Annotated in this window: 10 protein-coding genes and 1 pseudogene; 7 read left to right on the top strand and 4 right to left on the bottom strand. The window is 72.2% G+C overall.

Going from position 1 to position 14,397, the window contains the following annotated elements; genetic code table 11:
- Positions 1 to 15: 15 nt before the first annotated feature.
- Together ACQEVC_RS44495 and ACQEVC_RS44490 are read right to left on the bottom strand one after the other, a co-directional pair.
- On the bottom strand, positions 16 to 813 hold the full coding sequence (locus ACQEVC_RS44495) for a DUF4097 family beta strand repeat-containing protein (protein ID WP_432890561.1): 798 nt from the start codon (positions 811 to 813) through the stop codon (positions 16 to 18).
- Between the two features lie 219 nt (positions 814 to 1,032).
- On the bottom strand, positions 1,033 to 1,533 hold the full coding sequence (locus tag ACQEVC_RS44490) for a toxin-antitoxin system HicB family antitoxin (protein ID WP_432890558.1): 501 nt from the start codon (positions 1,531 to 1,533) through the stop codon (positions 1,033 to 1,035).
- 228 nt (positions 1,534 to 1,761) lie between these two features.
- On the opposite strand from ACQEVC_RS44490, the gene thyX reads away from it, so the two are divergent.
- The 5 genes from thyX to ACQEVC_RS44465 all read left to right on the top strand — a co-directional run bounded on the left by thyX (position 1,762) and on the right by ACQEVC_RS44465 (position 7,932).
- On the top strand, positions 1,762 to 2,505 hold the full coding sequence (gene thyX / locus ACQEVC_RS44485; protein ID WP_346256304.1) for an FAD-dependent thymidylate synthase: 744 nt from the start codon (positions 1,762 to 1,764) through the stop codon (positions 2,503 to 2,505).
- Positions 2,506 to 2,551: 46 nt separating this feature from the next.
- Entirely contained in the window at positions 2,552 to 3,472 is a 921-nt protein-coding gene (dapA, locus tag ACQEVC_RS44480) for a 4-hydroxy-tetrahydrodipicolinate synthase (protein ID WP_432890555.1), read from the top strand.
- 224 nt (positions 3,473 to 3,696) lie between these two features.
- Positions 3,697 to 5,385, top strand: coding sequence for a ribonuclease J (locus ACQEVC_RS44475; RefSeq protein WP_432890552.1), 1,689 nt, complete (start codon positions 3,697 to 3,699; stop codon positions 5,383 to 5,385).
- Between the two features lie 258 nt (positions 5,386 to 5,643).
- Complete coding sequence (locus ACQEVC_RS44470; protein WP_432890549.1) at positions 5,644 to 7,299, top strand: S1 family peptidase; 1,656 nt, start codon at positions 5,644 to 5,646, stop codon at positions 7,297 to 7,299.
- A 216-nt stretch (positions 7,300 to 7,515) separates the two neighbouring features.
- Positions 7,516 to 7,932, top strand: a complete 417-nt coding sequence (locus ACQEVC_RS44465; RefSeq protein ID WP_432890547.1) for a DUF2784 domain-containing protein — start codon at positions 7,516 to 7,518, stop codon at positions 7,930 to 7,932.
- On the opposite strand, the gene ACQEVC_RS44460 is transcribed toward ACQEVC_RS44465, so the two are convergent.
- Both ACQEVC_RS44460 and ACQEVC_RS44455 read right to left on the bottom strand, forming a co-directional pair.
- A complete protein-coding gene (locus tag ACQEVC_RS44460; RefSeq protein ID WP_432890544.1) occupies positions 7,874 to 9,679 on the bottom strand; it encodes a YbjN domain-containing protein in 1,806 nt (601 codons plus the stop codon). The genes ACQEVC_RS44465 and ACQEVC_RS44460 overlap by 59 nt on opposite strands.
- Positions 9,680 to 9,774: 95 nt before the next feature.
- Positions 9,775 to 10,242, bottom strand: coding sequence for a YbjN domain-containing protein (locus ACQEVC_RS44455; protein WP_432890542.1), 468 nt, complete (start codon positions 10,240 to 10,242; stop codon positions 9,775 to 9,777).
- Between the two features lie 190 nt (positions 10,243 to 10,432).
- Between ACQEVC_RS44455 and ACQEVC_RS44450 the strand changes: the two are divergent.
- Positions 10,433 to 11,977: pseudogene (locus ACQEVC_RS44450) on the top strand (DNA translocase FtsK 4TM domain-containing protein); the annotation flags it as partial.
- On the top strand, positions 11,960 to 14,389 hold the full coding sequence (locus ACQEVC_RS44445) for an FtsK/SpoIIIE domain-containing protein (RefSeq protein ID WP_432892066.1): 2,430 nt from the start codon (positions 11,960 to 11,962) through the stop codon (positions 14,387 to 14,389). The pseudogene ACQEVC_RS44450 and the gene ACQEVC_RS44445, both read left to right, overlap by 18 nt.
- Positions 14,390 to 14,397 lie beyond the last annotated feature (8 nt).

Below are 14,397 nucleotides of genomic sequence, written 5' to 3'. Positions count from 1 at the left end.
GTGCGGGCGGGCCGGTCAGGCCGCCCGGCGTACCTCGATGTCGCCGCTCACCGTACGTATTTCGAGGCTCAGGTCGGGGTTGCCGGCGACGACGGGTGCGGTGGCCACGTCCAGCCCGTTGCGGGTGGTGCCGGAGATGGTGTCGAGGTCGAGCCAGACTCCGGTGCCGGGGCGTACCCCGATGCCCACGTCGCCGGAGGCGGTCCCGATCCGCACCTGGCCGCGCCGGGTCGCCCCGACGCGTACGGCACCGGAGGCGGTCTTGATCTCGACGGCGTCGCCGGCGTCGGAGATGTCGACGTCTCCGGAGGAGAGCCTGGCCCGGAGCGGTCCGCCGACCTGCCGGGCGACGAGGGCGCCGGAGGCACCCTTGACCTCCAGCCGGCCGTCGACCCGGGACACCTCGATGTCGCCGCTCGCCGTGTCGACGTCGGCGTCGCCGGTGACATGCTCGATCTCGACGTCACCGGACGCCGAGCCGACGGTCAGTCCGGCGTAGCGACCCCGGCAGCGGACGTCGGCGGAGGCGACCTTGACCCGCCCGGAACTGTCCAGCGGGACGCGGACCAGCACGCGTACCCCGCCGAAGCGGAGCCGGAACAGCCCTCCGGCCCGGTCGGGCACGACCACCGACAGCACGTCCCCGTCCAGCCCGACCTGGGTACGCGCGGCCTGCTCCCGGGACCCGGCGCTGCCGTCGTACGGGCGTACGTCGACGACGGCCGAGTCGCGGTCCTCGGCGACCATCTCGAACACGCCGGCCAGCAGGTCGGCGGCGACGGTGACCGGTGCGGTACGGGGAAACTCGTACATGGCTCCTCCAAGCGGAAGTCTCGGGTAGCGGATGCGGGCCGGCTGCCCGGCGGACGGGCATCGCCGGGCTGGTCGGCGCCGCCGGGGCGGCGGTCCGGGTGACCCCAGGGCCGGCGTGGCTCGGGGCGGCGGTCCGGGTGACCCCAGGGCCGGCGTGGCTCGGGGCGGTCGAGGTGACCCGCGGGCAGGCCGGCGTGCCCGGGGTGGTGGTCGGGGTGGTCAGGCCTGGGCCCAGCCGGTGATCCGGCGGCTGGACCCCCGGCCGGTCCGGCCGGTCGGTGGCGGGGCGGCGCCCGGCACGGCGGCGGCGACCGCCCGCACCAGCCAGGCGTTCACCGAGATGCCCTCGGCGGCGGCGGCCCGCTCCACGGCGTCCTTCAGGGTGTCCGGCAGCCGAAGCGTGATCCGGGCGACGTCGCCCGGCGGCTCGGTCGGCGGGGGCGGCGGGCCGGGAGCCGCCGTCGCGGGCTGCTCCGGTGTCTCCCGGTGCACCACCAGGTCCGCCTCCCGGGCGCGCAGTCGCACCTCGACCGTCGGCCCGTCGAGCTTGGCGGTGATCTCGGCGGTCGCGTCGGCGAGCACCTCCAGCAGGCAGAGCCGGGCAGAGATGTCGAGCGAGCCGGCGAGCAGTTCTGCCGCCCGGCTGATCTCCGGGCCGCCCGGTGCGGCGGCGGCGGCGAGGTCGCGGCGCAGCGCGGCCAGATAGGGAGCCAGGTCCATGACGTCACTATGACATCGCAGTGACGCCACATGCAAGCGTCAGTGTGACGGCATCTTGACGACTGATGCTGTCGTTGGTCGTTCGAACCGCCGGTCCCGGCTTCTCCTCGGCACCCCGCCAGACCCGTCTCGGGTGGCGCTGCCGGGGTGGCGGCGCTCGGGCATCGACGCCGGCAGGGGGTCGTCGGGATGACGCCGGAGGCGACTAGAGTCCGAGGAATGCCGGAGATGGTTGCCCCCCAGGTCAAAGTCATCGCGTGGACGCACTTCGAGCCGCCGGAGGACGTACCCTGGTCGACCGACGCGGACGGCGGCCAGGCGCTGGCCGAGTTCGCCGGGCGGGCCTGCTACCAGTCGTGGCGCAAGCCCAACCCGGCCACCGCGACCAACGCGGGTTACCTCGCGCACATCCTGGAGAGCCAGCACCTCTCGGTGCTGGAACACGGCACCGTGACGTTCTACTTCACCGGTGTGTCCCGCTCGTTCACCCACGAACTGGTACGCCACCGGCACTTCTCCTACTCCCAGCTCTCCCAGCGGTACGTGCCGGAGCGCGAGGCCGCCATGGTGGAGCCCTCGGTGATCGCCGAGGACGCCGAGCTGCACAAGCGGTTCGTGGAGGCGAGCGAGGCGAGCCTGCGGGCCTACAACGACCTGCTGGAGGGGCTGGAGCGGCGCTTCGCCGACGTCGAGAACCCGACATTGCGCCGCAAGCAGGCCCGGCAGGCCGCCCGGGCGGTGCTGCCGAACGCCACCGAGACCCGCATCGTCGTCACCGGCAACTACCGCGCCTGGCGGCACTTCGTGGCGATGCGGGCCACCGAGGGCGCCGACGTCGAGATTCGTGAGCTGGCCGTCGAGTGCCTGCGGCAGCTCCAGCGGGTCGCACCGAACGTCTTCGCCGACTTCACCATCAGCGCGCTGCCGGACGGCACCGAGATCGCCACCAGCCCGTACGCCCAGTTGTCCTGAACCCTTCCCCGCCGGTCGGGCGGCGGCAGTCCGATAGGTTGTTCGCATGACCCACCACCCTGACAACGCCGGTCGGGCGGCACCCCGCCCGTTCGGGCGCCTGCTCACCGCGATGGTGACCCCGTTCACCCCGGACGGCTCGCTGGATCTCGACGGCGCGGCCCGGCTCGCGGCCTACCTGGTGGACGAGCAGGGCAACGACGCGCTGGTCGTGAACGGGACCACCGGCGAGTCGCCGACCACCACCGACGCGGAGAAGGAGCGGCTGATCCGTACGGTGGTCGAGGCGGTGGGCGACCGGGCCCAGGTGGTCGCCGGGGTCGGCACCAACGACACCCGGCACACCATCGAGCTGGCCGGTGCCGCCGAGAAGGCCGGGGCGCACGGGTTGCTGGTGGTCACGCCGTACTACAACAAGCCGCCGCAGGCCGGGCTGGTCCGGCACTTCACCGCGGTGGCCGACGCCAGCGCGCTGCCGGTGATGCTCTACGACATCCCGCACCGCACCGGCGTGCCGATCGCCACCGAGACCCTGCTGCGGCTCGCCGAGCACGAGCGGATCGTCGCGGTGAAGGACGCCAAGGGCGACCTGATCGCCAGTTCGGTGGTGACCGGCCGGACCGACCTGGCCTATTACTCCGGCGAGGACGCGTTGACGCTGCCCGCCCTGGCGATCGGCGGGGTCGGCCTGGTCGGCACCTCGACCCACCTGACCGGGGCGCTCACCAAGCAGATGATCGAGGCGTACGACCGGGGCGCCACCGCCGAGGCGCTGGCCCTGCACCGGCGGCTGCTGCCGCTGTTCACCGGGATCTTCCGCACCCAGGGCACCATCCTGGTCAAGGCGGCACTTGCCGCGTGGGGTCTGCCCGCCGGGCCGGTACGCCCACCGCTGGTGGAAGCCACCTCCGACGAGATGGCCCAGTTGCGGGCGGACTGCGCCGAAGCCGGGCTGGAGTTGCCGTGAGCGGGGGCAGGGACAGCAGCGGACAGCGCAGGGACAGCAGCGGACAGCGTTGCGAGGCGACAGCATGAGCGAGCGTAGTGAGCGAATCAGCCAGCTCGGTGCCGATGTGCCTCATGACGGTACGGAGCGAAGCGGAGTGCCGGCATGAGCGAGCGTAGTGAGCGAATCAGCCAGCTCGGTGCCGATGTGCCTCATGACGGTACGGAGCGAAGCGGAGTGCCGGCATGAGCCAGCCGGGAATTGAGCTGGAACTGCCGCCGCCGCTGCCCGAGGGCGGGCTGCGAATCGTGCCGCTGGGCGGGCTCGGCGCCATCGGGCGGAACATGACCGTCTTCGAGTACGACGGCAAGCTGCTGATCGTCGACTGCGGGGTGCTCTTCCCCGACGTCGAGCAGCCGGGCGTCGACCTGATCCTGCCGGACTTCACGCCGATCCTGGACCGGCTCGCCGACGTACAGGCGATCGTGCTCACGCACGGGCACGAGGACCACATCGGGGCGGTGCCTTACCTACTGGCCCACAAACCGGACATCCCGCTGGTCGGCTCGCAGTTCACCCTCGCCCTGGTCGAGGCGAAGCTGGCCGAGCGCCGGATCGAGCCGTACACGCTGACGGTGCGGGAGGGCGGCCGGGAGCGGCTCGGCCCGTTCGAGTGCGAGTTCTTCGCGGTCAACCACTCGATCCCGGACGCCCTCGCGGTGGCCATCCGGACCCCGGCCGGGCTGGTGCTGCACACCGGCGACTTCAAGATGGACCAACTCCCGCTGGACGGCCGGATCACCGACCTGGCCGGCTTCGCCCGGCTCGGCGCGGAAGGCGTCGACCTGCTCCTCTCCGACTCGACCAACGCCGAGATCCCCGGTTTCGTCAGCTCGGAGCGGGAGATCGGGCCGGTACTCGACTCGATCTTCGCCAAGGCGCGCGGCCGGATCATCGTGGCCTCGTTCGCCTCGCATGTGCACCGGGTGCAGCAGGTGCTGGACTCCGCCGCCGAGCACGGCCGGAAGGTCACCTTCATCGGCCGGTCGATGGTCCGCAACATGGGCATCGCCCGCGACCTCGGGCTGCTGCGCATCGAGCCCGGCCTGGTCGTCGGGCTGGACGAGGCGACGGCGCTGCCGCCGGACCAGATCGTGCTGATGTCGACCGGTTCGCAGGGCGAGCCGATGAGCGCGCTGGGCCGGATGGCCACCGGCGACCACCGGCACATCACGGTCGCCCCCGGCGACACGGTGGTGCTGGCCAGCTCGCTGGTGCCGGGCAACGAGACCTCGGTCTACCGGGTGATCAACCAGCTCTGCCGGGCCGGCGCGACCGTGATCCACAAGGACGTGGCAAAGGTGCACGTCTCCGGGCACGCCCCGGCCGGTGAACTGCTCTACCTGCTCAACGTCGTCCGGCCGAGCAACCTGATGCCGGTGCACGGCGAGTGGCGGCACCTGCGGGCGCACGCCCGGCTCGGCATCGAGTCCGGTGTCGCCGCCGACCGGGTGGTGCTCTGCGAGGACGGCGACGTCGTGGACCTGGTCGAGGGGCACGCCCGGGTGGTCGGTCACATCAAGAGCCGGTACGTCTACGTCGACGGCCTCGCCGTCGGCGACGTCGGCGAATCGCTCCTCACCGAGCGGCGGATCCTCGGCGACGGCGGGTTCATCTCGGCGACCGTGGTGGTCGACTCGGTCACCGGCAAGGTGGTCGGCGGTCCCACCGTCTCCGCCAAGGGCTTCTCGGACGACCCCGACGCGTTCAACCCAGTGATCCCGCTGATCACCGAGGCGCTGGGCCGGGCGGCCACCGAGGGCATCACCGATCCGCACCAGTTGCAGCAGATCGTCCGCCGTACGGTCGGCCGCTGGGTGAACGACGCGTACCGGCGCCGTCCGATGATCGTCCCGACCGTGGTCGAGGTCTGACCCCGGTCCACGGCGCCGACCAGCGTCTTCGAGTTGTCGGGCCGGGCCCTTCCGTGCGGCCAGCGTGCGGAAGGGCCAGCGTGCGGAAGGGCCGGAAGGGCCGTCGCGCCCAGTCGCCGCCGTTCCAGGTGATACGCACGGGAGCCGCTTCCGGTTCAGCCGATCGGCTGTGAGATTGCCCATCACCGATCCGTTCATCGGCGGCCGCCTGCCGGCCGTACCTTCCCGCGGGCTGCCCGATGGTGAAGGAGGCGATCGATGGATCGCGCACGCGCGACGCGGAGCCGGCGAGGCACGGTCAGTCGGCGGAGTACGGCACAGCGACGGGGAATCGCGATCGGGGTGACGGTGGCGACCGTCGCCGGTCTGGCGGCGGTGACCTGGCCGGCGTTGGCCGGGGAGGACCCGCCGCGATCGGAGCCGACACCCGCCGGCCCGGCCCGGCAGCTCGTCGACGCGCTGCGCCGGGACCTGTCGCTGACCGAGGCCCAGGCACGCGCCCGGCTGGACCGGGAGCAGTGGGCCCGCGGGACCACCCAGCGGCTGCGTACCGAACTCGGGGCGGGATACGGCGGCACCTGGCTCGCTGCCGACGGCAACCAGCTCATGGTGGCGGTGACCGACCAGGCGGCTGCCGCCCGGGTACGCGCCGCCGGAGCCGAACCGAAGCTGGTCACCCGGAACGCCCGACAGCTCGACATGGTTAAGGCGAGCCTGGACCGGATCGCCGACGACGCGACCCCGGACGTCGCCGGCTGGTACGTCGACGTGTCGAACAACCGCGTCGTGGTACGCGCCCAGCCCGGTACCGAGGCCGCCGTGCGGCGGTTCGTGCAGGCCAGTGGCGCCCCGGCGAAGGCGGTCGAGGTGGTCGCCTCGGCCGAGGCGCCGGTGCCGCTGATCGACGTACGCGGCGGTGACCCGTACGTGATCGACGACCGCGCCCGGTGCTCGATCGGGTTCTCCGTCGTCGGCGGATTCGTCACCGCCGGCCACTGTGGAGCGCCGGGGGCTACCACCAGCAGCCCGGACGGGGTCGCCCAGGGTGTCGTCTCGGCCTCCTCGTTCCCCGGCGACGACTGGGGCGTGGTGGAGACCAACGACGACTGGGTTCCGCAGCCGGTGGTCAACGACTTCGACGGCGGCACGATCGCCGTCGCCGGTGGGCAGGAGGCACCGGTCGGCAGCTCGATCTGCCGCTTCGGCGCCACCACCGGCGCCCGGTGCGGTGTCGTCGAGGCGCTGAACGCCACCGTGGTCTACCCGGAGGGCACGGTCACCGGGCTCACCCGGACGAACGTCTGCGCCGAGCCGGGCGACTCCGGCGGCTCCTGGATGTCCGGCGACCAGGCCCAGGGGGTCACCTCGGGCGGCTCCGGCGACTGCACGGTGGGTGGCATCACCTTCTTCCAGCCGCTGACCGAGATCCTCGAGGTCAACCAGCTCACCCTGGTCACCACTGCGAACGGGCCGACGGCGCCCCCGGCCGACCCACCGGCGACCACCGACCCGCCGGCCGCGACGGAACCGCCCGCCGCGACCGAGCCGCCGGCTGCGACCGAGCCGCCGGGCGCGACCGAGCCGCCGAGCCCGCCGCCGGGTTCCGAGTGCGCCGAGCACAAGGCGCTGAAGGCCGCCACCCTCGCGGCCGGGCGCCGTCAGGTGCAGCCCGCCGGTCGCTACTTCCGGGCCGGACACGGTCGGCAGGTCGGCTGTCTGGACGGGCCGTCCGGGGCCAACTTCGACCTGGTACTCCAGAGGTGGAGCCGGGGCGCCTGGCGTACCGTCGCCGTCTCCGCCGGGCCGACCGCGGACGAGCAGATCTCCTACAGCGGCAGCGCCGGCTTCTACCGCTACCGGGTGGAGTCCCGGCGCGGCTCCGGCACCTACACCCTCGGCTCCTCGCTGCGCTGAGCCGGCCGATCTGCACTGGACCTTTTCAACCTTCCCGTGCGGTCCGGCCGACCGCAAGCTCGGACGCGGTGCGTGAGCGCCGCGCGGTCCAGGTTGAAAAAGGTTCACTGAGGCAGCCGGGCGCCGAGACGATCCGAGAGCGCCGGCCGGTGGGCTGAGTATTCGTACCCGGTCCGCCGGCCGCCCGGCTGGGTAGCCTTTGCCCGGGAGGCGGCGATGGGTTACCGGTTGTTGATCATGCTGGTCCTGGTGCTGCACTTCGGCTTCCTGGCCTATCTGGTGCTGGGCGGGTTCCTCGCCTGGCGCTGGCCAAGGACGGTCTGGCTGCATCTCGGTGCCGCCGCCTGGGGCGTACTGGTGACCGCCGCCCAACTGGTCTGTCCGCTGACCTATCTCGAACACTGGGCGCGGCGCCGAGCTGGCGAAACCGGCGTCGGGCGGGGCTTCATCGACCGCTACGTCGAGGGCGTGATCTATCCCGAGCGGTACGCCGCGCTCGCCCAGGCGCTGGTCGCGGTGCTGATCCTGGTCTCCTGGGTCGGCCTGTTCCAGCGGCTCGGTCTGTTCCGGGGGCTCAGGGCAGCGCGGCCACCGCGGCCGCGAAGGCGGCTCCGCTGGCGAGGGTCGCGTTGACCAGTACGGCGAGCTGACCGGCGGCGACGCCGTACTCCAGGTCGGTACTGACATCGCCGGCCAGCACCAGTTCCCCCGCCCCGAGATCCAGGACGTACGCCTTGGGCAGCAACTGGTCCTGGTTCCAGGCGTTGCAGAACTCGTACGCCTGCCCGAGCCGTTCCGCCGGCAGCCGGCGCTCGGCGGTCACCCGGGCGTGCAGGATCTCTCCCCGCTCACCCAACCGCTGGAACTCGATCAGCGCGTTGCCCCACCGGCCGCCGACCGTGCCCGCCGGACCGAGTACGTGCTGGTCCGCCCGGTCCCGCAGCACCTCCACGATCGCCGCCACGGTCAGCGGCGCGACCACCGCGGGCCCGTCGCCCCGGTCCCGGCACCCCACCGGCACCGGTTCCCACCTGCCCGCCGTTGTCGGCCTGGCTGCCGTTGTCGGCCCGGTTGGTGGCTCCGGTTTCGTCCTCGGCTCCGCCGCCGGCTCCGACCTGCTCGCCGTTGTCGACTCCGCTGCCGTGGCCGACTCGGTCGCCGGCTCCGGCTTGGCTGTCGGTTCCGGCTGGTTGGCGGACTCCGGCTCGGCTGTCGTGGCCGACTCGGTGGCGGGCGGCTCCGGTTCGATCGCGCGTTCGGGCTCGGCCACCGGCTCCGGTGGCAGGCGTACCGGGCCGGGCAGCGGGCGTTCGGCCAGCCAGGAGGCGATCCGGCCGGACTGGTGGCTCGTCCCGTTGCGGGCGTCGAACCGGCCCGCCAGGTCTTCGGCGGTGGCGGTGAGTTCGGTGCCGAGCGCGGTGACGGTCAGCTCGGCGGCGTGCCGCCCGGCGTATCCGGGGCGGTGGATCAGGTGTCGCGCGAAGCCGGCCGGGCCGGCCAGTCGGCAGAGCAGGGCCCCGGCGGCGGCGAACTCCAGCGCGGACGCCTCGTCGTAGGGGCGGTCCAGCTCGGGCAGGTGCCGGGCGAGGATCTCCAGTCCGCGATCGTAGTGACCGGTGAGTGCGCAGAACCGCAGGTGGTCGGCGAGGAACGGAAACCCTGCCCGCTCCCGCCGGTGCCGCCGGTAGGCGCGTACGTGTGCGGCGGCGGCCTCGTCGTACCGGCCGAGGCGCAGGTACGCCAACTGGATCGTGCCGAGCGCCCGCTCCGGCTGGTCGGGGCAGCGCAGCGTGCCGGCGAGCACCGGCTCGACCAGCTCGACCGCCTCGGTCCACCGGCCCCAGCCGGTCAGCAGCCTCGCCTGCTCGGCCGGCTCGCAGGCGCCGCAGCCACTCCACTCGTCACGGGGCGCGGCCCGCCAGCGCACCAGCCACCGTCGGGCGGTCGACTCGGCGCCGACGTGGTCGGCGATCCGGCAGCGCAGGGCGTACGCCGGTCCGCAGCTCCGCCCGGCCGCCCCGAGCCGCCGCTCCAGGTCGTCGAGAGCGGCCCCGGCGCGGGTCAGCCCGATCCGTGAGGTGCCGCAGAGCGCGGCCACCGCCTCCCGGTGGTAGCCGTGCAGCCGGGCGGAGTCGACGGCGTCGAGCGTCCCCGGCGCCTGATCGACGACGTCCAGGCACCATCGCACCGGCGGGAGCATCCGCCACGGTTCGACCTGCCGGTGCACCTCGACCAGGGCCAGCCGGGCCGCGAAGCCGAGCCCGACGTCCCCGCCGGCGTCGGCGTGCGCGACGATCCGGTCCAGTTCGGCGACCTTGGCCGCGTCGTCCGGCCGGTCCCGGGCGTCCGCCAGCGCGGCGAACAACTCGTCGCGGGTCACGCGGCGGCCGTGTGGGGTCGGGTCATGGACGGGGTCTCGCTTTCACGGGGTCGCGCCGGTTTCACGGGGTGGAGACGGGCCGCCGGTGAGTTTACTCAGCGTCGCAGCTCCGCCACGGCAGCGCACATCTGCCGGCCGGTCGAGATGCCGCAGTCGAGCAGCTGGTCGAGCTGCCGCACCGTGACCCCACGCTCCAGGTCGGCGACCACCTCGCCGCAGACCCGGGCACTGCCGTCGTCGTTGACCTGCACGAACGCCTTCGGCCAGAGCCGGTCGCGGTTCCAGGCGTTGCAGAACGCGTACAGGACGGGCACGTCGTCGACCGAGAACCGGCTCGCCGCCATCGTGCGGACCTGGAGCACCTCGCCGGCCTCGCCGACCCGGAGGAAGTAGACCAGGTTGCCGTCCCAGCTACCGACCAGGTCACCGTCCGGGTCGGTGTAGCAGGTGTGGCCGCGGCCGCCGAGCACGGTGCCGAGGAGTTCGTCGGTCAGCGGTCGGAGTCGTTCCGGTCGGCCGCCACCGGGCCGGTCCGAGGGGGCCACGAAGTCCGGTACGGGCATGCGGGGTCCCTCCTGGACGGCTCCGGCTCCGCCCGTGATGGTAGGACCACGGCCGCCGGTACCGGGACAGGCCGGGCCGGGGTCGCCGGGGTGCGGGCGGTGCGGATCGGGTGTGATCCGCAAGGTAGCTGGTCAGACACGGCGCGCAAAAGCGGGGAATCCTTAGCGCGCGCCGCTAACGTGTGAACTTATGGCGGGCCGTGCCTCCTCTCAGGCGAACCGGCGCCGGAGCGGGTCCGCGACCCGTACCGGCGGTACTCGGGCGGGCAACACCCGGGCGCGGCAGCCGGGCCGAGGCCGGGCCGCGGCCGCACGCCGGTCGACCCGGACCAGTCCGGCGGCGTACGTCGGCCGGGCGCTCGGGGCGACCTGGATGGGGCTGGCGCACGGCGTCGGCTGGGCGATGCGGGCGGCCGGCCGGCAGGCGGCGACCGCCCGCGACCTCGACCCGGAGCATCGCCGGGACGGCGCTGGTCTGCTCCTGCTCGGCCTGGCGATCCTCAGTGCCGTGGCGGTCTGGTTCTCCTCGGCCGGACCGCTCGGCGGTCGACTCGCCGACACCATCCGGCTGTTCTTCGGCGCGATCTCGATCGTGCTGCCGATCCTGCTGCTGATCGGGTCGGTCAGGCTGATGCGCGCGCCCGCCGAGCCGGAGCACCGGGGCCGGGGACTGGTCGGCTGGACGGCGCTGATCGTCGGCACGGCGGCGCTGCTGCACATCGGACAGCATCCGGCCGACAACACCGAGCGGGACTACGCCGGTGGCCTGATCGGGGCCGGCGTCGGCGGGCCGCTGGAGAACGCGGTCAGCGCCTGGGTCGCCGTACCGCTGCTGGTGTTGCTGCTGCTCTTCGGGCTGCTGGTGGTGACCGCGACCCCGATCAACAAGGTGCCGGAGCGGCTCGGGCTGCTCGCCGGTGCGGTGCTCGGCCGGCCGGAGTCCGAGGAGGACTCCGAGCCCGAGTCGGCGCGCGCCGAGGGCCGACGGCCGCGCCGCCGACCGTCGCCGCTGCCGGGCCCGGCCGACGAGGACGAGCCCGGCTACGAGATCGACACCCCGGCGGACGAGCACGTGCCGCTGCCGCGCAAGTCGAAGGGCAGGGTACCGGCCGCCCGGAAGGCACCGGAGCCGCCGGAGCACTCCCCGGCACCGACCCGGGCGGAGCAGTTGGCGATCACCGGACTGGCCGGCGACTACACGCTGCCGCCGGCCAACCTGCTGCGTCCCGGCGGTGCGCCGAAGACCCGCAGCCGGGCCAACGACGAGGTGATCGCCGCGCTGACCGGGGTCTTCGACCAGTTCGACGTGGACGCGGCGGTGACCGGCTTCACCCGGGGCCCGACCGTCACCCGGTACGAGGTCGAGCTCGGGCACGGCGTGAAGGTCGAGCGGATCACCCAGCTCTCCCGCAACATCGCGTACGCGGTCAAGTCCCCGGACGTGCGGATCCTCAGCCCGATTCCCGGCAAGAGCGCGGTCGGGGTGGAGATCCCGAACAGCGACCGGGAGGACGTGGCGCTCGGCGACGTGCTCCGGTCCCGGGCGGCGGCGAGTGACCACCACCCGATGCTGGTGGCGCTCGGCAAGGACATCGAGGGCGGCTTCGTGGTGGCCAACCTCGCCAAGATGCCGCACATCCTCATCGCGGGCGCCACTGGCGCAGGCAAGGCTCTTGCCCTGGACACGCCGATTCCGACGCCGGACGGCTGGTCGACGATGGGGGAGCTCCGAGTCGGTGGACAGGTCTTCGACGAGAACGGCCGACCGTGCAACATCGTCGCCGCCACCGAGGTCATGTACGGCCGTCCCTGCTACGAGGTGGAGTTCTCCGACGGTACGGTGATCGTCGCCGACGCTCAGCATCAATGGAAGACGACGACGAGGGCGGGTCGTACCCAGCGAAAGCATCGGTGGCGGAACGGTTCGTACTGGCAGTGCGATGACGTCGACAGGGTGACGAGGCGTGCGGGTCAGGTGCTGAGCGAGCCGGACGGACCGGTGTCGACCGACGCGGTTGTCAAGGATCTGGGCGGCCAGTTCCGAAACATCCTCTATCGGATTGTCCGTGACTTGCCCGAGTGCACGACGCTCGGTCGGATGAGCTACCGGCGTGGCGGCAGGGGCGTGACACGCTGGGTTCCGACCTACTCCCGCCATCGCGTCTACGCCGCCTTGCGTGACCTGGTTACCGCTCCCGGACGGTCCGCTCGGCGGCGCACCCACGACGAACGTCCTGTCACGACGGCGGAGATAGCGGCGTCGCTCCGGGTGACCGGGCCCGGCATGTCGTGGGTCAATCACGCCATCGCCGTCTGCGGGCCACTCGAATACGCAGAGCAGGATCTGCCGATCGCCCCGTACACGTTGGGCTGTTGGCTGGGCGACGGAACCACGGGATCGGCCGGGTTCACCTGTGCCGACGAGGAGATCCTGGACAACATCCGACTCGATGGATACGACGTCACGAAGCACCCACACGGGCGGATCCATTACACGATCTCGAACAGGGCCGACCGGCAGGAGCGGATAGCCCAAGCGGTAGAGCTGATCGATCGAGGCGTCAGTCGGGCTTGGGCGGCGGAGCATCTCGGGGTGGAACTCTCCGCCGTCTGCCGGGCGGCCGCAGGCATGGCGCGGGCTGTCAGAGGTGGACAGGTCGAGCCGGCCACCCCGTCCCGCCACCGCTACCGGACCATGCGTGCATTGTTTCGGGAGATCGGTGCCAAGCACATTCCCGAGAACTACAAACGTGCGTCAGTGGAGCAGCGGCGGGCGTTACTCGCCGGCCTCCTGGACACTGATGGCACGGTTTCCCGCCGGGGTGGCATTGAGTTGGCGCTCACGAACGAGCGGCTGGCGCGTGACGCGTTCGAGCTGATCATTGGCCTCGGCTACCAGGCGACGATGCGGACGAAGCCGGTGAAGGGTAGGAGCGACGACAGTTCAACCTGCTATCGCATCCATTTCACATCGGCTGACAAACTGTTCCGGCTGACGCGCAAGGCCGCTCGCCAGGTGACCAGTACTCGGGTGACCACAACCCAGCGCTACATCGTGGACGTCCGACCGGTTGCCTCGGTTCCCGTCCGGTGTATCGAGGTTGATAGTCCGAGTCATCTCTACCTGGCGAGTAGAGCATGCATCCCCACGCACAACTCAAGCTGTCTGAACACTTTGCTTGTGTCCATTTTGACCCGCGCGACCCCGGACGAGGTGCGGCTGCTGCTGATCGACCCGAAGCGGGTCGAGATGACCAACTACGAGGGGATCCCGCACCTGGTCACCCCGATCGTGACCAACCCGAAGAAGGCGGCGGACTCGCTGGACTGGGTGGTCCGCGAGATGGACATGCGCTACGACGACCTGGCCGCCGCCGGGGTACGCCACATCGACGACTACAACCGCAAGGTCCGGGCCGGTCAGATCAAGCCGCCACCGGGCAGCGAGCGGGAGATCCGGCCGTACCCGTACCTGCTGGTGATCGTGGACGAGCTGGCCGACCTGATGATGGTGGCGCCGCGCGACGTGGAGGACTCGGTCGTCCGGATCACCCAGCTCGCCCGGGCCGCCGGCATCCACCTGGTGCTGGCCACCCAGCGCCCGTCGGTCGACGTGGTGACCGGTCTGATCAAGGCGAACGTGCCGTCCCGGCTCGCCTTCGCCACCTCGTCGCTGGCCGACTCCCGGGTCATCCTCGACCAGCCGGGCGCGGAGAAGCTGATCGGCCGGGGCGACGGCCTGTTCCTGCCGATGGGCGCCTCCAAGCCGGTACGCATCCAGGGCGCCTGGGTCACCGAGGGTGAGATCAACGACATCGTCAAGTTCTGCAAGGAGCAGCGGGAGCCGGAGTTCCGGCCCGACGTGCTCGCTCCGGCCCAGGACACCAAGAAGAAGGTCGACGAGGACATCGGCGACGACCTCGACCTGCTGGTGCAGGCGATCGAGCTGGTGGTCACCTCGCAGTTCGGCTCGACCTCGATGCTCCAGCGCAAGTTGCGGGTCGGCTTCGCCAAGGCGGGCCGGCTGATGGACCTGATGGAGACCCGGGGCATCGTCGGGCCGTCCGAGGGCTCGAAGGCCCGGGACGTGCTGGTCAAGCCGGACGAGTTGGAGGAGGCGCTGGCGGCGCTCCGCCCGGACGACTGACCGGGGCG

This window comes from Plantactinospora sp. CA-294935 (assembly GCF_050936445.1).
In the GTDB taxonomy this organism is placed as follows: domain Bacteria; phylum Actinomycetota; class Actinomycetes; order Mycobacteriales; family Micromonosporaceae; genus Plantactinospora.
This window is presented reverse-complemented; position numbering and strand designations above follow the sequence as displayed.